The sequence below is a fragment of the Pseudomonas zeae genome (genome assembly GCF_014268485.2).
In the GTDB taxonomy this organism is placed as follows: domain Bacteria; phylum Pseudomonadota; class Gammaproteobacteria; order Pseudomonadales; family Pseudomonadaceae; genus Aquipseudomonas; species Aquipseudomonas neuropathica.
On sequence record NZ_CP077090.1, the window covers coordinates 919,064 to 937,219 of the forward strand.

21 protein-coding genes and 1 riboswitch are annotated in these 18,156 nt (G+C 51.4%); of the genes, 12 read left to right on the forward strand and 9 right to left on the reverse strand.

The window, feature by feature from the left end:
* Positions 1–84: 84 nt before the first annotated feature.
* The 6 genes from HU754_RS03960 to HU754_RS03985 all read left to right on the forward strand — a co-directional run bounded on the left by HU754_RS03960 (position 85) and on the right by HU754_RS03985 (position 4,885).
* On the forward strand, positions 85–450 hold the full coding sequence (locus tag HU754_RS03960; RefSeq protein WP_186621089.1) for a YidH family protein: 366 nt from the start codon (positions 85–87) through the stop codon (positions 448–450).
* Positions 451–706: 256 nt separating this feature from the next.
* On the forward strand, positions 707–1,723 hold the full coding sequence (pstS, locus tag HU754_RS03965) for a phosphate ABC transporter substrate-binding protein PstS (RefSeq protein WP_186621087.1): 1,017 nt from the start codon (positions 707–709) through the stop codon (positions 1,721–1,723).
* A 73-nt stretch (positions 1,724–1,796) separates the two neighbouring features.
* Complete coding sequence (gene pstC / locus HU754_RS03970; protein WP_186621119.1) at positions 1,797–2,792, forward strand: phosphate ABC transporter permease subunit PstC; 996 nt, start codon at positions 1,797–1,799, stop codon at positions 2,790–2,792.
* Positions 2,789–3,661 (forward strand): phosphate ABC transporter permease PstA, encoded by an 873-nt coding sequence (gene pstA / locus HU754_RS03975; protein WP_046482241.1) that lies wholly within the window; start codon positions 2,789–2,791, stop codon positions 3,659–3,661. Before pstC ends, pstA begins: the two co-directional genes overlap by 4 nt.
* On the forward strand, positions 3,661–4,440 hold the full coding sequence (gene pstB / locus HU754_RS03980; RefSeq protein WP_127649218.1) for a phosphate ABC transporter ATP-binding protein PstB: 780 nt from the start codon (positions 3,661–3,663) through the stop codon (positions 4,438–4,440). The genes pstA and pstB overlap by 1 nt, the downstream gene beginning before the upstream one ends.
* Before the next feature lie 64 nt (positions 4,441–4,504).
* Positions 4,505–4,885, forward strand: coding sequence for a CrcB family protein (locus HU754_RS03985; protein ID WP_337957991.1), 381 nt, complete (start codon positions 4,505–4,507; stop codon positions 4,883–4,885).
* A gap of 416 nt (positions 4,886–5,301) precedes the next feature.
* Here HU754_RS03985 and HU754_RS03990 read toward each other — a convergent pair whose 3' ends face one another.
* From HU754_RS03990 to HU754_RS04000, 3 genes are all read right to left on the reverse strand, one after another.
* The gene (locus HU754_RS03990) at positions 5,302–6,492 is read right to left on the reverse strand and encodes a D-alanyl-D-alanine carboxypeptidase family protein (RefSeq protein ID WP_496198608.1); all 1,191 of its coding nucleotides are present in this window, start codon (positions 6,490–6,492) and stop codon (positions 5,302–5,304) included.
* Positions 6,493–6,611: 119 nt separating this feature from the next.
* The gene (locus HU754_RS03995) at positions 6,612–8,012 is read right to left on the reverse strand and encodes a sensor histidine kinase (RefSeq protein WP_186621085.1); all 1,401 of its coding nucleotides are present in this window, start codon (positions 8,010–8,012) and stop codon (positions 6,612–6,614) included.
* Positions 7,990–8,667 carry a response regulator transcription factor gene (locus tag HU754_RS04000; RefSeq protein ID WP_186621083.1) on the reverse strand — a complete coding sequence of 226 codons (678 nt, stop codon included), beginning with the start codon at positions 8,665–8,667 and terminating at the stop codon, positions 7,990–7,992. Before HU754_RS04000 ends, HU754_RS03995 begins: the two co-directional genes overlap by 23 nt.
* A 213-nt stretch (positions 8,668–8,880) precedes the next feature.
* On the opposite strand from HU754_RS04000, the gene HU754_RS04005 reads away from it, so the two are divergent.
* Complete coding sequence (locus HU754_RS04005) at positions 8,881–9,666, forward strand: substrate-binding domain-containing protein (protein WP_186621081.1); 786 nt, start codon at positions 8,881–8,883, stop codon at positions 9,664–9,666.
* A gap of 55 nt (positions 9,667–9,721) precedes the next feature.
* Here HU754_RS04005 and HU754_RS04010 read toward each other — a convergent pair whose 3' ends face one another.
* The 4 genes from HU754_RS04010 to crcB all read right to left on the reverse strand — a co-directional run bounded on the left by HU754_RS04010 (position 9,722) and on the right by crcB (position 11,439).
* Positions 9,722–9,940 carry a hypothetical protein gene (locus HU754_RS04010; protein ID WP_186621079.1) on the reverse strand — a complete coding sequence of 73 codons (219 nt, stop codon included), beginning with the start codon at positions 9,938–9,940 and terminating at the stop codon, positions 9,722–9,724.
* Between the two features lie 218 nt (positions 9,941–10,158).
* Positions 10,159–10,689, reverse strand: a complete 531-nt coding sequence (ppa, locus tag HU754_RS04015) for an inorganic diphosphatase (protein WP_186621077.1) — start codon at positions 10,687–10,689, stop codon at positions 10,159–10,161.
* Between the two features lie 2 nt (positions 10,690–10,691).
* Positions 10,692–11,045 (reverse strand): DUF190 domain-containing protein, encoded by a 354-nt coding sequence (locus HU754_RS04020; protein WP_186621075.1) that lies wholly within the window; start codon positions 11,043–11,045, stop codon positions 10,692–10,694.
* Positions 11,046–11,055: 10 nt separating this feature from the next.
* The gene (gene crcB / locus HU754_RS04025; protein ID WP_186621073.1) at positions 11,056–11,439 is read right to left on the reverse strand and encodes a fluoride efflux transporter CrcB; all 384 of its coding nucleotides are present in this window, start codon (positions 11,437–11,439) and stop codon (positions 11,056–11,058) included.
* A 137-nt stretch (positions 11,440–11,576) separates the two neighbouring features.
* A riboswitch (Fluoride riboswitch) is annotated at positions 11,577–11,638 on the reverse strand.
* A gap of 638 nt (positions 11,639–12,276) precedes the next feature.
* On the opposite strand from crcB, the gene HU754_RS04030 reads away from it, so the two are divergent.
* Positions 12,277–13,719 carry an ATPase domain-containing protein gene (locus HU754_RS04030; protein WP_186621117.1) on the forward strand — a complete coding sequence of 481 codons (1,443 nt, stop codon included), beginning with the start codon at positions 12,277–12,279 and terminating at the stop codon, positions 13,717–13,719.
* A 23-nt stretch (positions 13,720–13,742) separates the two neighbouring features.
* Positions 13,743–14,105 carry a response regulator gene (locus HU754_RS04035; protein ID WP_186621071.1) on the forward strand — a complete coding sequence of 121 codons (363 nt, stop codon included), beginning with the start codon at positions 13,743–13,745 and terminating at the stop codon, positions 14,103–14,105.
* A gap of 204 nt (positions 14,106–14,309) precedes the next feature.
* On the opposite strand, the gene HU754_RS04040 is transcribed toward HU754_RS04035, so the two are convergent.
* On the reverse strand, positions 14,310–14,642 hold the full coding sequence (locus HU754_RS04040; protein ID WP_186621062.1) for a hypothetical protein: 333 nt from the start codon (positions 14,640–14,642) through the stop codon (positions 14,310–14,312).
* Positions 14,643–15,108: 466 nt separating this feature from the next.
* On the opposite strand from HU754_RS04040, the gene HU754_RS04045 reads away from it, so the two are divergent.
* The 3 genes from HU754_RS04045 to HU754_RS04055 all read left to right on the forward strand — a co-directional run bounded on the left by HU754_RS04045 (position 15,109) and on the right by HU754_RS04055 (position 17,519).
* Complete coding sequence (locus HU754_RS04045) at positions 15,109–15,549, forward strand: 3'-5' exoribonuclease (protein ID WP_186621060.1); 441 nt, start codon at positions 15,109–15,111, stop codon at positions 15,547–15,549.
* A gap of 389 nt (positions 15,550–15,938) precedes the next feature.
* Positions 15,939–16,976, forward strand: coding sequence for a hypothetical protein (locus tag HU754_RS04050; protein ID WP_186621056.1), 1,038 nt, complete (start codon positions 15,939–15,941; stop codon positions 16,974–16,976).
* Between the two features lie 36 nt (positions 16,977–17,012).
* Positions 17,013–17,519 carry a hypothetical protein gene (locus HU754_RS04055; RefSeq protein WP_186621055.1) on the forward strand — a complete coding sequence of 169 codons (507 nt, stop codon included), beginning with the start codon at positions 17,013–17,015 and terminating at the stop codon, positions 17,517–17,519.
* 109 nt (positions 17,520–17,628) lie between these two features.
* Here the strand turns inward: HU754_RS04055 and HU754_RS04060 are convergent, their stop codons facing one another.
* Entirely contained in the window at positions 17,629–18,147 is a 519-nt protein-coding gene (locus HU754_RS04060; RefSeq protein WP_337957990.1) for a helix-turn-helix domain-containing protein, read from the reverse strand.
* Between the last annotated feature and the right edge of the window lie 9 nt (positions 18,148–18,156).

The following is an 18,156-nucleotide window of genomic DNA, read 5'->3' on the forward strand; positions in this document are numbered from 1 at the left end:
AAAGCGCTGAAAGCGAATGACGGAAAAACTGTCGACCTGCTCCATGACCAAAGCTGTTTCAATTACTGGGCTCAGGGGAATTGAATGTCTGACTTGAACGATCCACGAGTCTTCTTTGCTGCTGAGCGAACCTTACTGGCCTGGAACCGAACCAGCCTTTCGCTGATGGCGTTTGGCTTTGTGATTGAACGATCCGGACTACTGCTGCAAATGTTAAAGCCAGGTGTTTTGGGGCCTCCAGGGAAACACTTTTCTTTCTGGATCGGACTTGCTTTTCTGATGCTGGGCTCATGGGTTGCCTGTTGGTCATCTTGGCAATACAAAAAGGTAGTCAAGACCCTCAAGCCCGTTGAGATTCCCTTTGGCTACAGCGTCAATGCTGGCCCTAGCATCAATCTCATCGCGGCAATCTTGGGCGTTTTGCTCATGTCCTACTTGTCCATTATGTGAGCAAGACAGTTCCTCATTCGCTTCCCTACATCGCTTCCGCATACGAGGGGCAAACGGCAGCGCATTGGGCTGTAAACCGGTGCTGTTGAGCATTTTCGACGAGAAAGCCAGTGAAGATTTTCGATTCACACATATTTCAAAATATTTCTGAAAATGCCAAAACTGTCATCGGATAGAAATATTTAAAGAATTAAATCGTCACTTCTCCGATAGGTGGATACCTCCACTTAACTCCTTTCATTGAGGTGTTGTCGTGATGTTGCTGACTAAAAAAAGCCTGTCTGTTTTGCTGGCTTCCCTCTGCATGAGTGGCCTTGCTCATGCGACCGATGTTACCGGTGCGGGCTCCAGCTTTGTCTATCCGGTTTTGTCCAAGTGGTCGCAGGACTACAGCAAAAGCTCCAGCAACCGTATCAATTACCAGTCGATTGGCTCGGGTGGCGGTATCGCTCAGATCAAAGCGGCAACAGTGGATTTTGGTGCGTCTGACGCACCGTTGTCTGCCGATGATCTCAAGGCCGGTGGCCTGGGCCAATTTCCCAGTGTGATTGGCGGCATCGTGCCTGTGATGAACATTGAGGGTGTAGCGCCGGGCCAATTGAAGCTCGATGGTGAGACCCTTGCGAAAATCTTCTTGGGTGAGATTACAGTCTGGAACGATCCAGCCATCGTCGCCCTGAACCAGGGCATGAAACTGCCAGACAGTAAAATCACCGTTGTCCACCGTTCTGACGGCTCTGGCACCTCATACAATTTCACCAACTACCTCTCCAAAGTGAGCGATGGCTGGAAATCGAAAATCGGTTTCGGCACAACTGTGCCTTGGCCGGTTGGTGTGGGTGGTAAAGGCAACGAAGGTGTCTCGGCCTACGTAAAGCAGATCAAGAACTCAATCGGTTATGTTGAGTACGCCTATGCCCTGCAAAACAAGATGACGCACGCACAGCTGAAGAACGCCTCCGGGAAATTCATTCAGCCCAATGCCAAAGCCTTCCAAGCGGCTGCCGACACTGCGGACTGGGCTAACGCCAAAGACTTCAACCTAATCATGACCAACGCGCCTGGCGATAGCGCTTGGCCGATCACGGCGACCACCTGGATCATTATGTACAAACAGCCGAAGAATGCCGAACAAAGCCAGGCGGCCTTCAACTTCTTCAAATGGTCGTTGGAGAAAGGCCAGCAACAGGCCTCGGCGCTGGACTATGTAGCCCTGCCTGACTCTCTGGTGAAGCGTATCGAAGGTTACTGGAAGTCTGACTTCGCCCATTGATTCAGCAACACTTAAACCCCTTCCTCGAGCAAGTTTTGCCTGACGAAGGGGTTTGTTTGTGAGTAGACGTATGATGAACGACACAGTCCAACCTTTGACCATGACCCTCCACACTGGCGACGTTACGAGTGATAAGCGTGCGGCTCGCGATCAGCGTCATGATCTCTGGTTCAAGCGTTCAATGCTGGGCGCCGCAATGCTGGTTCTGTTGCTACTGGTTAGCATCGCCGCCTCGACACTTTGGGGCGGTAGTCTTGCATTCAAGACTTTCGGTCTCGACTTTCTGACAAGCACTGAGTGGGATGCCGTTAACAATCACTTCGGTGCTTTAGTACCGATTTACGGCACCTTGGTGACCTCTTTACTGGCGCTGCTGATTGCGGTTCCTGTCAGCTTTGGCATCGCGATTTTTCTCACTGAAGTAGCTCCGCCCTGGTTACGGATGCCCGTCGCCTCGGCGGTTGAATTGCTCGCGGGAATTCCATCGATTATCTATGGCATGTGGGGGCTGTTTGTTTTCGGCCCGTTCATGGCAGAGCATATATCGCCTTGGATCAATGACTATCTGGGTGAGCTTCCTTTGGTAGGTTCGCTGTTTCAGGGCCCCCCCTTGGGGATTGGCATGCTGACAGCGGGTATTGTGCTGGCAATCATGATCATGCCCTTCATCACCTCTGTCATGCATGAGGTGTTCCGTAGTGTTCCCACAACCCTCAAGGAGTCTGCTTACGCGCTAGGTAGCACTACTTGGGAAGTTGTCTGGGACATTGTTCTGCCTTACACGCGTTCAGCGGTTGTCGGAGGAATTTTTCTCGGACTCGGACGGGCATTGGGCGAGACCATGGCGGTGACTTTCGTGCTGGGTAATGCTCAACAATTCTCCGCCTCATTGTTGATGCCAAGCAGTTCCATTGCGTCAGTCATCGCCAACGAGTTCAGCGAAGCCTATACCGACCTGCATCGCTCGGCGCTGATTGCACTGGGCTTCCTGCTATTTGTCGTCACCTTTATCGTACTGGCGCTAGCACGACTCCTGCTCATGCGGCTTTCACGCAAGGAGGGTCTATGACCGGCAACGAACGTCTCTACCAAATTCGGGCTTTCAAGAATCGACTTGCATTGGTACTCAGTTGCGGTGCCACTGCGTTCGGTCTCATCTGGCTGGTCTGGATTCTGCTGACCACAGTGATCAACGGATTTCAGGCGCTCAATCTTCGCCTCTTTACGCAGATGACGCCGCCGCCCGGTACGGAAGGTGGGCTGGCAAACGCGTTCTATGGCAGTGCCCTGATGTCCGCTATCGCCCTGCTTATCGGTACGCCAATTGGCTTGATGGCGGGAATCTGGCTAGCGGAATTCGCACGACACTCGCGTCTGGGCACCACAGTCCGTTTTATTAACGACATTCTACTTTCGGCACCGTCCATTGTGCTGGGTCTGTTCATCTACACCGGCGTCATCCTGCCGTTGAACATACTGACTAACCACCAAGTCGGCTTCTCCGCTATCGCCGGCGCTCTGGCACTGGCGCTATTGGTGATTCCAGTGGTGGTGAGAACCACTGACGAGATGCTTCAACTGCAACCGTCAACCATGCGGGAAGCCGCGCTGGCACTAGGCGTCCCGCAATGGAAACTGACTCTGCAAATCGTATTACGAGCTGCAAAAGCGGGCGTAGTGACCGGGGTGCTACTTGCACTGGCCAGAATCACCGGTGAAACAGCGCCGTTACTGTTTACAGCGTTCGGCAACCAGTTCTGGAGCAGCAATCTTCTGAAACCGATTGCCAGTGTGCCCGTAGTGGTTTTCCAGTACGCCATGAGCCCATTCGATGACTGGCACTCCCTGGCCTGGGCTGGAGCATTGGTGCTGACCTTGTTTGTACTGGTACTCAGTTTACTGTCCCGCTTGATCCTTTTACGCAATAGGTTGACCTGATGAATAGCCGTGACCTTGCCGACGAAAGAACTAAAATTCGCGTTCGTGGCCTGGAGTTTTTTTACAATAACCAGCGGTCTCTGAACTCCATCGATATGGACATTCCGGAGAAACGTATCACTGCGATCATTGGGCCTTCAGGTTGCGGGAAGTCGACGTTACTGCGGGTGTTCAACCGTATCTACGCCATGTACCCGAAGCAGGAAGCGCGGGGCGAGGTGCTGCTCAACGGAGAGAATATTCTCGCGCCTGGTTACTCGATGAACCGCCTGCGTAGCCATATCGGCATGGTCTTCCAGAAGCCCGTACCGTTTCCTATGTCCATTTACGACAACGTCGCTTACGCCGTGCGTCACCATGAACAACTCTCCCGTCGTGAGATGGATGAACGCGTAGAGCAAGCCTTAAATGGAGCAGCGCTTTGGGACGAGGTAAAGGACAAGCTCAAACAGAGCGCTCAGAGCCTGTCGGGTGGTCAACAACAGCGCCTGTGCATAGCGCGCACCATCGCTTTGCGCCCACAAGTATTGCTTTTAGATGAGCCGACTTCCGCGCTTGACCCAATTTCCACTGGGCGAATAGAGCAGTTGATTACTGAGTTGAAAGAGCAATACACCGTCATCATCGTGACCCACAACATGCAGCAAGCGGCTCGGGTTTCGGACTACACCGCCTTTATGTTTATGGGCGAATTGATTGAGCATGATGTGACCGACAACATCTTCACCAAACCAAAAATGAAGCAGACTGAAGACTACATTACGGGTCGCTTTGGATAACCAATCCCTTTCCTTCAGTACATAAGCTCTCAGCCCCTAGAGCTGCAAGGAGTTCGTCAGCTTGGTGAGAACATTAGTGGCCATCGCCATAAGCGCATCGCTTGGAGGCTGGCTACGCAGTATTTTGGGGGAGAAGCTCAAGGAATTTTTTCCGAGCATGCCCGCAGGAGCGCTCGTCGCGAATTTAGCCGGGGGGTACTTCATTGGCCTGACCATCGGCTTTTGGATGGATTCGCCGCTGCTCTTTCCTCGGTGGCACATTGCGATCATCACAAGCTTTTGCTTAGGGCTCGCGGTCTTCTCACTAGCCTCGGCAGGATCGGCCACGTTAAGCCACAAAGAACGGTTCATTCCTGCAATTGGGGCCATCTCGCTTCATGTCATAGCGTTGCTTGCCATGACTGCGTTAGGAGCGCTCACGTTCCACTGGGTAGACGACATCTAGTAAGTTTTGATCAAAGACTGATATGAAATTTGGTTTGTGATTTCAGCCCAGGGTAAAGCCTTGCGCAGAATGACAGAAACAGAAAGCCCGGCGCGTAGCCGGGCTTTTTGTATTTCGGATGGGAGCTGATCCCTCAGCAAATTCGAGTGTAGTTCAGTCAGATCTATGGTGCAGCTGACACGTTTTCTTCGGTCGATATCAGATATGAATGGCATGGAAGCGACAACCCATTGAGCATTCTCCCTTTGTGATGGCTGACATTTCGAGCCGACGCTAAAGCGTCATTGCGGCAAATGTCCTTGGGCATCGAGGCTGGTGACTCAACTGGATGGTTTCGCCCCTGTCACGTCAGATCAGTGGGAATCATTTGAGGTTGTCAGTGAGGTGAATCACGACTGGATATCACCCATCCAGACTCAGGCCTTTACCTCTCCCTTGTCGTCCTTCACATCAAACAATCCTGCAAAAAAAAGATGGAATGCATCCCAGGTTCGCGTCCACCAACCACCTGCTTCTCCGGCTTCTAATGCGATGAGAGAGCGTGTCACAAGTTTATTCTCGCCGTCATACAACTCGTAGCTTCCGACTATGTCACCGACGGCAATAGGAGCTTCCAGTGCGTTATTGATGTGAAGGCGGCTTTCCACCTTGCGATTACTATTCTTGGGCAGCGTCAATGTCACATCATCGAGCAACCCAACAGAAATTACGTTTTTCTCGCCTTTCCACAGTCGTGGTTGAGCTAACACCTGCCCGCCTTTCTGATAGGTCTTCGTCTCAAAAAAGCGGAAGCCGTAGTTCAGGATTTTTTGAGCATCTTCTGCACGATTGTTCATCGTGGTCGAGCCAAATACCGCACTGATAAGACGCCGCCCATCACGAAGAGCAGAGGTCACCATGCAGTAGCCGGCCTCTTCGGTGTGGCCAGTTTTGAGCCCGTCAACACTTGGGTCGCGCCAGAGGAGAAGATTGCGATTGGGTTGGCGAATGTTGTTCCAGGTGAAATATTTGTGCGCGTATAGCGGGTAGTAAGCGGACTCATCATTGATAATTGCCCGCGCAAGCCGGGCCATATCATGAGCAGAGGAGTAGTGCCCAGGTGCCGGCAAGCCTGTAGGGTTCATGAAGTGAGTGTCAGTCAGCCCAAGTTTATTTGCAGTGACATTCATCAAACCGGCAAATGCATCTTCGCTACCCGCTATGTGCTCCGACAGAGCCACACTGGCGTCGTTGCCAGAGTCGATCACCACGCCACGGAGCAGGTCATGCACAGGGACAACGGCGCCAGGATCAAGAAACATCCTGGAACCACCGGTTCTCCATGCGTTTTCACTGACGGTAACCGGATCGTCGACCTTGAGGCGTCCCGCCTGTATCTCATTGGTAGCCACATACACCGTCATCAACTTAGTCAAGCTAGCCGGCGGCAAATGCATATCAGCGTTTTGACTGCTAATAATCGAGCCTGTCGCGGCATCCATAAGTACCCAGGATTTCGCGCTCAGTTGCGGTGGTGCTGGGATCATCGCTCGGGCAGTTGGTGAGGCAGGACTTGGGGTGGGTATTGGAGCCGCCCAAACTGGTGTCAGAAAAGAACACGCAAGAATGAGTGTAAGCCGCAATTTAGGGTGTTTCACAAGCGCCAGCCTCGGATTCGCAGAAAGACGCGCCAAGCTAGATGAGGAGCTGAGAGGGCTCAAATTAACCCGGATTAATATAAATTTAATTAGCCTTTGGAAACGACCATCTCGGGCAATGGACAGATAATCGAGACTGAGGCTCCACCACCAAGCGGCGATTCCTGGATATGCAGTACAAACCCATGCAACCGAACAATTGCCGATACCAGAGAAAGCCCCAGTCCATGCCCAGGTTGTTGGCGGGTAGCATCTGCGCGATAAAGCCTTCGGATCACGCTGTCACGCTCTGCCTCGGGTATTCCAGGGCCACTGTCCGAAACCTCGATATGGAGCGAGTTATGCGTCAGAGAGGCGCTCAAATGAATCACACCGCCCTTGGGTGTGAACTTGATAGCGTTATCTAAAAGATTAACCAGCGCCTCGAACAGAAGAGAAACATCACCAGATAACTTTGGAAGGTCTTCAGAGAGGTCGAGGAGTAGCGTCAGTCCTTGCTCTTGTGCCAAGGGCAAAAAAAACTCGTGCGCTTGCGTCAGCAGCGATGCTGGTTGGAACGATTCAAAACCTGATCTTCTCCTTGTATCTTCAAGTTCAGATATTCGCAGCAGCCCTTGGAAGCGCAACATGATGGATTCGCTTTCTTCCAGTGCCATGTTCAAGGTCTCTGCATGAGAGCTATCCAGGGGTAACTGCTGTAGCTGGTCAAGATGGGCGCGCAGGCGAGTCAGGGGAGTACGCAGATCGTGCGCAATACCGTCACACGCCCCCTTCACTTCATGCATAAGCTGCTCTATATGCTCGAGCATGACGTTGACAGCATTGGCCAACATGTCGAGCTCATCGCGGCGTGGAGACAGCGGCAGGCGTTCGCCGAGATTGCCCGATACGATACTTTCGGTGCAGCTTTGAAGTCGCTGCACTCTGCGTAAGGGCCTTCGCCTCAGGAGCCACCAACCGATCAACCCAGGGATAAGGGTAAGAGAAAACCCCCAAATTAATGCCTGCTCGATGATGCCGCCGACTGCGGAGATAGATCCTCCATCACGTGACAGGATCAAAATTCGACCATCACGCCGATGTTGCATTAGTGCATGGCTGCTTCGGGTTTGCTCGCGTGGCAATGCGATGCTCAAGCCTCGCTCCAGATAATGTACCTGGCCATCATCTGGGAGACTTGCTCGTAACCGGAGAAGGTCACCGGCGATATGGGTGCCGTCAGCTTTGAATAAACCGTAGGCGTCGATCCCTGAAGTCGAATACACCTCACTGGCAGCCAGTTCACCCTCCAGACTGGCATCATCGATTTTTTGATAATAGTGGGCGCGTTGCATCAATGTTCGCTCGGCAACAGCCCCGAGATAGGTTGAGATTTTCCAATAAAGCACCCCCGTAAAAACGGCTCCCCAAGCGATAAAAAACAAGGCGTAAAGCCCGAGAAGGCGACTATTGGAAGAACGCCAGCGCTCACTCTTGGGAGGCAAGAACATAACCAGAACCGCGAATTGTTTGAATGACAGGGGAACCGCTTCCCTCGATTTTTTTCCGCAGCCGACCGATATGAACATCAATAATGTTCGTGCCAGGATCGAAGTGATATCCCCAAACCGCCTGAAAAAGCATGGTTCTAGTGACCAACTGACCCGCGTTGCGCATGAAATAAGTGAGCAGTTTGAATTCGGTTGGGAGAAGCGGAATGTGCACATTCGAACGACTGAGTGAGTGTTCAATGAGATCGATATGGAGGTTTCCAAAGCTCAAATGACGCTCACTTTCACCTGCGGTTGGGCGCCTCAGCAGCACCTCCACCCTGGCGAGCATTTCAACCGTAGAGAACGGTTTGGTCAGGTAATCATCGCCCCCTGAACGAAGCCCTTTCACCCGTTCATCGACATCAGACAATGCGCTGATCATCAAGACTGGCTTATGAATACCGAGGCTTCTCAACGTACTGATTATTGTTAAACCATCAAAATCAGGCAGCATCCGGTCAAGCGTTATCACATCATGGTCGCCAGAGATGGCCGCTGATAACCCATCACGACCGCTAGCCGCCCACTGCACATCGAATCCATGGGAGGTAAGCGTGTTAACAATAGCCTTGGCTGTAACCTCATCGTCCTCTATTACTAGCGCGCGATTCATTTTTTTACTCCACACAACGATTGCAAACCCAAGACTCAAGCAGGCTCCAAGCGCCGTAGATCTCAAGATGGATGCAGCCTAGGTAGGGTACATCGGACGGTAAACTAAATTTTTCTTAACCCTCCTTAATTTCGACATTGCTTGAAATGTGGCTATTTTTTCGCGCCTCCACTGCTAAACCTCATTTCTACGCTGGATTCAGGATACTCCGTCATGACGAAGACCTTACTGAGGCTCGCATTGGCCTGCTTGTTGTTCTTGGCAGATGGCATCGAGGCACAGGATGCGACCTCTACCAAAACGCTTACCCTATTTGTGTCTGCAGGCTTCATCGCAGCGATTCAATCCCTAGCTCCCGTTTATGAAAAAGAGACAGGATTCAGCCTGGTCATCAAAGAGTCTCCATCTACCGGGAATACCCCAGTTGCAATCACTAATCGGCTCTTGCGCGGTGAAAAAGCAGATGTCGTAATCATGGAGGATTGGGAGCTTCGAAATCTGATCGATCAGGGGCGGCTGCAGAAAACGAGTCGAATTGATCTGGGCAAGTCGTTCATTGCCATGGCCGTCCAAAAAGGTGCAAAAAAGCCCGATATAGGCAACATGAAAGCCTTCAAAAAAACGCTACTCAGTGCGAAGTCCCTGGCTCTATCGGATACGCCCAGCGGAACATACTTGTCCCGCATTCTCTTCCCTCAAATGCACATTTCAGAAAGCTTGAGGATCAAGACACGAACGGTTTCCGTCGAGCCTGTCGGAGAAGCAGTCGCCCGTGGCGAAGCGGAGATAGGTTTCCAACAGCTAAGTGAACTGATGCACACGGAAGGCATCGATGTGATTGGGCTTATTCCAGATCAGGTGCAGAAAATGACGATGTATTCTGCGGCCATCACTACTGGTGGCGTACAGCAAAAGGAGGCTGCAGCGTTGTTGCAGTTCCTGAGTTCAAAGGCCGCTAGGACTGCCATCAAGGTAAGTGGATTAATACCTGTGCGATGAGTGTTTCAGGAGAACGGCTTACAGAGTGGCGCCATCTGGAGCACCGAGACACCGCCTATTGGGACACGGCCAGAATTGTTGCGGTTTTCTGATTGGTGATTTTGGGGGAATATTTCGCTTGCTGACTCAAGCTTGCGCCATCAAGTTCTTGAGGGCCTTTCGGGGATACTCGGCCAGCCAGAATCAAGGCGAGAACCAGAATGGTAAAGCCCACTAACACCGGAAAAGAGCCCAGCCAGAATTGAATGCGTCGGCGGCGCTGGTATGCGTCCATCTTTACTAGCCCCTGTCGGCGTTGGCGAGTATTGCTCGCTTACTTATACTTCTGACGCTCAATGTAATTTCTCCCAACGATGATTGCCAGTCCTCAAAAAAGGGAGTGAAGCAGCGTCGCCTAGGGGGGACGCTGCAACCCTGGTTTGCGGGCGGATCGATTATAAGCTCCGCGCTGTCATTGGACGGTTCGACCCCATTCAACGTTTGAGTGGAAGACTATTTTTGGATATGAGCAGCCACTGATTTACGAATCTCCTCCCGCGCCTCATCTGCGCTCCCCCAGCGACCCATCTTCACCCACTTGCCCGGCTCCAACGCCTTGTAGTTTTCGAAGAAGTGCTGGATCTGTGCGAGGAGTAATGCAGGGAGGTCTGAGCACTCTTTCACGTCGGTGTACATTGAGCTCAGTTTCTCGTGAGGCACTGCGATCACCTTGGCATCCGCACCAGCTTCATCCGTCATGTACATCACACCAACCGGGCGACTGCGGATGACAACTCCAGGTGAGACGGGATATGGGCAAACCACCAGGACGCCCAGCGGATCGCCATCGTCGCTCAGCGTGTTCGGGATAAACCCGTAGTTGGCCGGATAGAACATCGGTGTGCTGAGGAAGCGGTCGACAAAGATCTGCCCACTTGGCTTGTCCACCTCGTACTTGATCGGCGAGTGGTTTGCAGGAATCTCGATAACGGTGAAGAAGTCATCTGGGATCGCGTTACCAGCTGGGATGTCCGCGTAGCTCATGTTCATAGCTCCGAAGTTGTGGAGGGGGCTGCGCGGGAAGGCGTTTTTCCAAGGGTGCCCATCTCAATTGGCATCTTCGTGAAAAACACCGATATTTCCTCTGAATTCAGTCGTTCGAACAAGCGTTCTGCCTCATCTTCCGTGATTGCCAAGCGAATCTCCGTGGGTTGATCCGCCAGCTCAAAAAAGTGCGATGAATGCAGTTTTCCTGTGTGCCCAAACCCTTCGACTCCGGTGCAGAGCGTGGCGCCTCGCAACCCCATTTCTTTAGCCACGTCGACGATCCATTCGCCTAGCATCTTTCCCTGATAGCGACGGTTTTGTTGAGTGAAGAAAACGACCATAAAGCCTTTCATCTCTATCTCCTCAGCGAGTACCAATCATTTGGTAGGACAGAAGCCCGGCAGCGGTCATCGCTAACGAGCCTGCAACGTGCAACGAAATTGAGCCGAGCGCCCAGAGCAGTCTGCCTTCCTGAATCAAGGCAACCGTTTCGGCTGAAAATGTAGAGAAGGTGGTAAGCCCACCACAGAAACCCGTGATGATTAGGAGACGCCACTCTGGACTGAGGGTAGGAGAGGCGGCCAAGAAGGCGATGGCCAAGCCGATGATGTAGCCCCCTACCATGTTCGCGACCACAGTACCTGGAGGAATCGTAGGAAACAGAGCATTCAGTTTCATGCCCAATATCCAGCGCAACCAGGCTCCAAGTGAAGCACCAATGGCAATGACGATTAATGACTTAAACACAGCAAGCTCTCCTCATCAGACCTGTGTGGTTTGACAGGTAGAGGGATGCATGAAAAGCGGGAGGGGAACAGCGGAGTAAAATCATAGCCTGTCCTAAATTGGAGGACAGGGAGGCACACCTACGCACCCTGTCCAGGGTTCACGTAGGCATCATCAGCACGAAGGCGGTTAAAGGAGGAATGCCATCTCCTGATCTGATCCTAAAGCATATTTGCCGAAGACATCAACAACCTCATTTACCCAGCGGTATCGCTCTGCGAAACAGCCGATTCCTAGCGAAACTCTAGCGATAGTATAAAATGGGATTTACCCCTCATGACCTTTCATAACCCGCCCACCCCTTGGCGGGTTTTTTTATCTCATCGCCGCCGCTTCTCAGGCCCGACTTAACTTCGTAGGTTGTACATCATGAGGAAACCTTACACAGATACCTCCGCGAATGCGGTGCTCAATTCATCAACCATCGAGTTTCGCGGAAGGCGAATGCCAGTGGCAAAGTGGTGAATGTCCACCCAAACTGAGCGACCCTCACCAGTAATCTGTTTTAGGAATTCGGCTCCCTCGCTCATATTTGTACTGAGCGTCGGCATTCGCGCCTCCAATCGCTCCGAAATGCTGCTGAGTCATCTTCAACTTGAGTCGCTTTTCATGGACAACTCCTTCCAATGAATGCTGCGTTGCCATTTCGCCGATTCCTGAGAATAAATGGCCGCCTTGATGTCTGAAGTACAGCCCACCTAGCAAACCATGCTTTAGCCGTGAATGGCCCAAAAGCGAAAATGGCGTTAGCATTTCATTCACTCGGCTTAAACAGCCTGTTTTTCAGATCAGGGTCGCATTGTGGAAAAGCTAAAACGCCTCGAAAGTGGAATCGAAGGGCTCGACGCTCTGCTCAAAGGCGGGCTGGTAGCAGGCGCTTCATACATAATCCAAGGGCGTCCTGGGTCTGGAAAAACGATTCTCGCCAACCAACTCGGGTTCCATCATGCGGAAAATGGTGGCCGGGTTTTAGTCGCAACGCTTCTGGCCGAATCGCACGACCGTCTCTTTCAGTTTCTTTCGACTCTGAGCTTTTTCGACTCTTCCAAGGTCGGCGCTGAAATTCAGTTTGTCAGCGCATTTGATACTTTGGAAAACGAAGGTTTGGATGAAGTAGTGAAACTGCTCCGGCGTGAGATAAGCCGTCAGAAAGCCACGGTTATGGTGGTAGACGGCTTGCTCAATGCGCGCTCAAAAGCCGATTCGCACATCGACACAAAGAAATTCATTTCCGAGTTGCAAGGGCACGCAGCTTTCGCTGGTTGCACGGTGCTGTTTCTCACCAGCTCGCGTCTCGACGACGGCAGTCCTGAGCACACCATGGTTGATGGTGTAATTGAGATGGGCGAAGAGCTATACGGCACTCGTTCAGTGCGTAGAATTCAGCTTCGTAAAACACGCGGAAGCCCAGCAATGACCGGTCTTCACGAGTGTGAAATTACCGAAAATGGCTTCGTGGTTTACCCGCGACTAGAAAGTCTCTACAGCTACCCATCCTCTCCCGACAGTGCGGATATGACGCGCATCCCCAGTGGCATTGAATCACTGGACGACATCTTAGGCGGAGGTCTGCACAGCTCCAGTGTGTCTCTGGTAATAGGCCCCTCCGGGATTGGTAAAACAACTCTTGGCCTCAAATTTCTGGCCGAGTCGACAGTGGAAGCTCCTGGCCTGCATTTTGGTTTCTACGAAAGCCCACAACGGTTGCGACTCAAAGGCCAATCACTTGGTATCGATATCAAAGGTATGGAGGACAGCGGCGCTCTGAGCATTGCCTGGCAGCCTACTACCGAGGGATTGCTGGATGGGCTAGGCGCACGACTGCTGAGTATCGTTGAACAAAAGGGTATCAAGCGCCTGTTCATCGATAGTCTGAGCGGTATGACGCGAGTCACGACAAATCCAGCGCGGATTACTGATTTCTTCAGTGCTCTGATGAACGAACTGCGTTCCAGGGGTGTGACGGTATTTGCATCTTGGGAAATGCGCGATCTATTCGGTTCAGAGGTCAGCGCACCAAACTCTGACCTATCCAGCATCGTCGACAACCTGATGCTGATGCGATTCTATGAGAATCACTCTGAACTAAGCCGGACTCTATCCATTCTTAAAGTAAGAGACAGCTCTTACGATCCCTCGCGATTTGAGGTCGTCATCCGTGATCATGATGTTTTCCTGAAAAAGGCTTCAAGACATGAACCTTCAGTCCCTACTGAGTCATCGCCCGGTTCAATTTCTTAAGCTTTTGAGTGGGTTGAATTAACATGACCACCATCCTGGTCGTCGACGACGAGTATTTGATCGCTGACATTCTCAGCCTCGCGCTGGAGGATGAGGGGTTCATGGTGGTGACGGCCAGCAATGGTCGAAAAGGGCTCGAGGTACTCGATAGAGAACGTCCTGAATTGATCATTACTGACTTTATGATGCCGGTCATGGACGGCCTTGAATTCGCCACTGCCGTTCGAGCTCTGCCTTCAGCGAATCAGTTGCCGATCATCCTGATGAGCGGTGCTCAGGCCCACATCGGTATGGAGAGATCGGATCTGTTTGATGCGGTTTTGGCAAAGCCATTCAACATCGACTTGATCATTGCCGAAGTTAAAAAACTACTAGCATCTGATTAGTAAGTGCTCCATCTCCATACCCAGAGCAACCTCAAGTCGGGCTCCCCTCTAGCCCGGCTGCAGCTTAGCGACTGGGCCGGGTGCAATAGCTCATCTGCAACATAAGCGGCGGGAGGGTGATGATGCGACCGTCAAACGATTTAGATACCCGCAGCGTTGAAGCCACTTATAAGAGCCTTGGAGGAAGAGCGAACCTGGGCGTGGCTACATCGACTTTACCGAGACGACGTCCACATACTTGTACTTCTTCCTAGCGGCTTTCACGGCCTCTTGCTCAGCAAGCAACGAGCTCAACGTATCAGCCTCGTGAATCAGCTCGGTCATTTTTCCCTCAAATTCGTTTCCAACCCTGAGAGTGACCTTCAGCCTAGGAGTAAAAGCTTTTGCCGCTTTCTTCTTCACCTGGGGAGCTGCTGGCTTTGTAGGCAATACTTCTGGCACATGCTCCTGTACTTGAGGAGCAGACACATGCTCTTCGGGCTGAGGCGTACCGAATAGAGCACGACGCATTTCTTCTTCAGTTAATTCAGAGTTCATAGAACATCTCAGAGGGACGCATTTCGCTGGGCAAGTTCTAACAGGATTGTTGCTGACCGGTGTTCGGGGAGCCGGCGGGGACGTCAAATCCTCAATTCGATTTCAATACAAGAGCCTCGCAAGGCTCGCGAAAGCTGTGCCTTTGGCAGCAGTGTAATGAGCCCATCAACTAAGTTGCTAGCGTGACGAGCGTACTGCGTGACGGTGCCTGCATCAGGCGTTCGACCTGGCACGATGGCACCTACCCGCTGCTGGGCAATTTTCAGTATGCTCAAGACGTCCTGACTCACCTCATTGGTGGACAGGTGTTCAACCAATGGTCTGGGTGGAGGGGCGGCGCGGCTCCACATTTCTATGACCGCTTGGAGGAGTCCGTCTGAGCCAAGATGCTCGAGGGCCATTTCCCATAGCTGCCCCTCCTGCGCCATATCCAAGCGAGCCCTAGTCATTACGGAGTTCTAACAAGGTGAGGGTCTTTCTTGATTGTGAGTTTACCAAGCTCTCAGCGGCTGCGAAGCTGATATCACTCGCATTGGTGGCTGAGGATGGGCGCGAATTCTACGTGGAATTGCTCGATGCTTGGAAAGAAGAAGACTGCAGTGATTTCGTGAAGGAAATCGTGCTTCCGCAGCTGTGGGGCGGTAGCTATGTACGACCCACCATTGAGGCAAGGTCAGCGCTGCTCGAGCTCCTAGCGTCGTTTGACGAAGTTCTGGTGATTGTCACAGACGCTCCACAGTACGATTGGGAGCTTTTCACCGAACTTGCATATGACAATGGTAAGTGGCCAAGGAACGTTCGGAATTACCCAACCGACGCAACCACACTAGATTCCTCAAGTGACGGGGTTCCGCTTCCGCATCACGCTCTCCTTGATGCCCGTATCATCGCCAGCATGTTCACCTAAAGCAATCCGAAGAAAGGGCTACCCTGAAAGGCGTATGGATCAGTATTCTATATTGGCCAATCAGGTGGAGCTAAGTATGAACTGGAAGGCCCGCACGTAGGAGCCACTCACGGAGTTGAGCTGTGGTGACAACCCTGAAGGCTCTTTCCACTATCCCAAGCCCGAATCTGGTCGCTTTTTTAGGGATGCCGATAGTGAAACTGTCCACGACGCCCCATGCGTCGATTCTGTGTCGCGGAAGTTCTGCAAAAAACCTCGTCTACCGAGCTCAAAGTCCGGCAGCCTCAGCTGCCGCAGAAAAAGCGCCTATCAGATTGTAGGCAATCGCACATACAATCATTTTAGGCAGCATAGAAGCCGCTTGAATGTGTTCGGAATGGAGAATCGTGATGTCTGCAAATAAGCGGCAGCAGTTTGAGCTTGGCAAAATCCTTCAGAACGCCATTTTCTCAATACAACTAGGGATTGAAGACTACGCGATCAGTACAGCACCAGGCGGAGACACGACCAGAGCCATTTCATCATCGCGCAACCTATTCGCCGGTGTGATTTTGCTGTTCAAATACAAGCTTGCGTCCCTCGCGAAAACTCCGGAGGAGGCCGAGCAGCTACTTTATGAGCCTAAAGTCATACTCCCTTACTTGACTGAGGAAGGCGGGATCGAATGGCGTCCCATTTTCGAACAGAAAAATCCTCGCTCAATCGATACCGACGCGATCCACGCTCGACTAGATAGTTTAAATGTAGAGCATGATTGGGAGGTGGTTAAAACGCTGAGGGACTGCCGCAATAACCTCGAGCATCTCCATCCTACTCACCAAACAAGTGAAATACAAAAATTCCTAGCAGCTCTTTTCCCACTTCTTCAGAACTTCATAAGTAGCGAATTATTCGACAGTCCAGGCGCACTTTTAGGAAAAGCCTGGGAAACTATGCTCCAAACACACGACTTCTTCGAAAAAAACAGACTGAGGGCACGAGCTGAATGGAAAAAAATAGGTTTGCCCGCCAACGCCCTGAAACTTCTTAAAGGCTGCCAGTGCGGGAGTTGTGGGTCTCCTCTTCTGCAGCCTTTTGAAGAAGATGCTGCAGCGAGTCTTCCTGTTGATACGCCTGAATTCAGGTATGAATGCTTAGTCTGTCATCACCGGGCCGGTATGCTCGCCGTGTTGGAAGCGGAATTCCTGCTCAAATATGAATCTGCCTTTGATACAGAGCAGGTTGTAGAGGAGTGTCCTGTATGTTTCGTTCACATGTTCCATACCCATCATGATATTTGCCATTGGTGTGAAACCAAAACTGAATATAAGCGGTGTGAGCACTGCCATACTATCCTTGAGTCTCATGAGGCCGAGCACGGAACATCGTGTGAACGCTGCGACCAATATCAATGGATGTTTGACCAGCATGATCCTACCGCCCGCTAATAATTAAGTTTTCTTATTTTGCCCATGGAGAAATCTATGTCTTTTGAGTTATCGAAGATTGACTGGAATGCCATTAGCGCTATATCTACATTCCTGGCAGTTCTAGTCGCCCTTTTCTATCAACCCTTTTTAAATAGGCGCAAGGTTGTCCTCGACACCAATCTAAGAACAGAAAATGGAAATATACATTTAATCTATCTTTGCATAACTAACAAAGGCGAAAAGCCAATATGGATAGTTTCGGGCGGACTGCTTTTGGAAGACGGTGAAAAAAAGGTTGTTAAGTTTATGGATGGCGATACATTGCCAAAGAAACTGGAGCCCTCTGAATTCATTATCTGTCCAACTCCTATCATGGAGTACAATTGCAAAATAAAAGACTTATTTGCAAAAGATTCGCTTGGAAAATTTTGGTACTTGAAGAGGAAGCAGAGAAAGGAACTAGATAAAAATATCCGAATCTGCAAAGATCATAACCCTCCTCTGGTTCGCAGTAAACCCGCCGAATACGTAGAAAGGCCGAAACCAAAAAGCAAATCTTGATTTTGACTTTCTCTTGCCCTGCTGATGAAGAAAAAGCACCATAAAATCTGCACCTAAGTGCCGCTAGCGGGACTATAGATCGAGTGACGCGGCACAAGTTTTGAAGAAGTCACTCCTGTGAAGGAGCCGTTGTTTTCAGATATCTACGTACAGTGGCTTCAGAGAGTTCTAACTCTTCCGCAATCTCGACAACAGGCACTCCTTCTTTCCTCAGTCGTTGAGCCTCTATCGTCTTATGTGCCGCCCCAGATCTGGAGGGTCTACCAGGAAACAACTTCCCAGTCCGTGCTAACGACTCAATCTCGATATCAATGCCGTCCTTTCTGATCCTGTTCAATTGCCTCGAAACACGTCTTAGACCCTCTCCAAACGGCTCACTCGCCTGCAAGGAGGTCGCCATGAGAATCAACGCAGCGGCATCAAGCTCCAAGATGGATGCCAGTCTTACCAGCATATCAATGGTGATGCTTACTTCTCCCCGCTCAATCCGACTGAGATGGGATCGGTCAATGCTGTTCAAGTCCTCCTGAGACAGACCTTGTCCTCTGCGCACTGCTCGTACCACCACAGCTAGCGCTTCTGCTGCCTCCATCGATTTCCCTCCAGCAAATCGAGGATAAGGCCACATTGCGCTCCG

Bases quoted from the DNA above. Each gene is read 5' to 3' on its own strand.
- HU754_RS04050 (WP_186621056.1), top strand. From the start codon at position 15,939: ATGTCTGCAAATAAGCGGCAGCAGTTTGAGCTTGGCAAAATCCTTCAG.
- HU754_RS04055 (WP_186621055.1), top strand. From the start codon at position 17,013: ATGTCTTTTGAGTTATCGAAGATTGACTGGAATGCCATTAGCGCTATA.
- HU754_RS04040 (WP_186621062.1), bottom strand. From the start codon at position 14,642: ATGAACTCTGAATTAACTGAAGAAGAAATGCGTCGTGCTCTATTCGGT.
- HU754_RS03960 (WP_186621089.1), top strand. From the start codon at position 85: ATGTCTGACTTGAACGATCCACGAGTCTTCTTTGCTGCTGAGCGAACC.
- HU754_RS04000 (WP_186621083.1), bottom strand. From the start codon at position 8,667: ATGAATCGCGCGCTAGTAATAGAGGACGATGAGGTTACAGCCAAGGCT.
- HU754_RS04060 (WP_337957990.1), bottom strand. From the start codon at position 18,147: ATGTGGCCTTATCCTCGATTTGCTGGAGGGAAATCGATGGAGGCAGCA.
- HU754_RS04035 (WP_186621071.1), top strand. From the start codon at position 13,743: ATGACCACCATCCTGGTCGTCGACGACGAGTATTTGATCGCTGACATT.
- pstB (WP_127649218.1), top strand. From the start codon at position 3,661: ATGAATAGCCGTGACCTTGCCGACGAAAGAACTAAAATTCGCGTTCGT.
- ppa (WP_186621077.1), bottom strand. From the start codon at position 10,689: ATGAGCTACGCGGACATCCCAGCTGGTAACGCGATCCCAGATGACTTC.
- pstS (WP_186621087.1), top strand. From the start codon at position 707: ATGTTGCTGACTAAAAAAAGCCTGTCTGTTTTGCTGGCTTCCCTCTGC.
- pstA (WP_046482241.1), top strand. From the start codon at position 2,789: ATGACCGGCAACGAACGTCTCTACCAAATTCGGGCTTTCAAGAATCGA.
- pstC (WP_186621119.1), top strand. From the start codon at position 1,797: ATGAACGACACAGTCCAACCTTTGACCATGACCCTCCACACTGGCGAC.
- HU754_RS04005 (WP_186621081.1), top strand. From the start codon at position 8,881: ATGACGAAGACCTTACTGAGGCTCGCATTGGCCTGCTTGTTGTTCTTG.
- HU754_RS04010 (WP_186621079.1), bottom strand. From the start codon at position 9,940: ATGGACGCATACCAGCGCCGCCGACGCATTCAATTCTGGCTGGGCTCT.
- HU754_RS03995 (WP_186621085.1), bottom strand. From the start codon at position 8,012: ATGTTCTTGCCTCCCAAGAGTGAGCGCTGGCGTTCTTCCAATAGTCGC.
- HU754_RS04020 (WP_186621075.1), bottom strand. From the start codon at position 11,045: ATGAAAGGCTTTATGGTCGTTTTCTTCACTCAACAAAACCGTCGCTAT.